The sequence below is a fragment of the Haloferax sp. Atlit-6N genome, from assembly GCF_003383195.1.
In the GTDB taxonomy this organism is placed as follows: Archaea; Halobacteriota; Halobacteria; order Halobacteriales; family Haloferacaceae; genus Haloferax; species Haloferax gibbonsii.
Genome location: NZ_QEQJ01000070.1, coordinates 1 through 668 on the forward strand (window position 1 = coordinate 1; position 668 = coordinate 668).

Below are 668 nucleotides of genomic sequence, written 5' to 3' on the forward strand. Positions count from 1 at the left end.
CCAGTTGCGCGGCCTTGTCGAGTCCCGCGGGTGTCGGTGCCGTGGCGATGAGCGCGGTCGCGACGACCGCGACGAGAATCGCGGTGGCGCGCCGTCGCGCCGACGCCTGCGCGCTCCACAGCATCAGAAGTTCACCACCAGCACCTCGATCTGCTGGTCGGTCAAGTTCGCGCGGTAGGTGTCGAACAACTGTTCGAGGCGGTCATCGGAGAGACTCCGCGTATCGCTTTCCAGCATCGAAATGTGTGCCTGCATAATATCGTCGACCTCGGTTTCGACGTCCCGCTGGCTATATCCTGCCGCAACCCGGAGGAGGCGCCACGCCATCGGCGAAATCTCGCGAACGTCTACGTCGTCTCCACCGGCTCCCATCTGTCGATACTGGTAGCCTCTCACGAACTTACATAATTGTTCGTTTTAACTTCGGGCGGTGCGCGGGGCCGTCCTCCGCGTACGGGGCTTCTCCGCCGCGGCCATCTCCGACGGGCCCTACGGCCGCCCGACCTGCTGACGACGTAGCCAGAGGTAATACCCGCCCGCCGGAACCGAGAGCAGCCAGACAAGCGGCACGAGCACGTTGCAGAGGTGGACGACGGCCACAGCTCCCCACACGCGCCGGTCAGGTGCCCACGCGACGTCGCTCTCGCGGATCCGTCGCGTGTCGAGGA

1 protein-coding gene is annotated in these 668 nt (G+C 65.3%); it reads right to left on the bottom strand.

All coding sequences use genetic code 11. From position 1 onward, the window contains the following. Nucleotides 1-123: 123 nt before the first annotated feature. Nucleotides 124-372, bottom strand: a complete 249-nt coding sequence (locus DEQ92_RS21185) for a helix-turn-helix transcriptional regulator (RefSeq protein ID WP_115821740.1) — start codon at nt 370-372, stop codon at nt 124-126. Between the last annotated feature and the right edge of the window lie 296 nt (nt 373-668).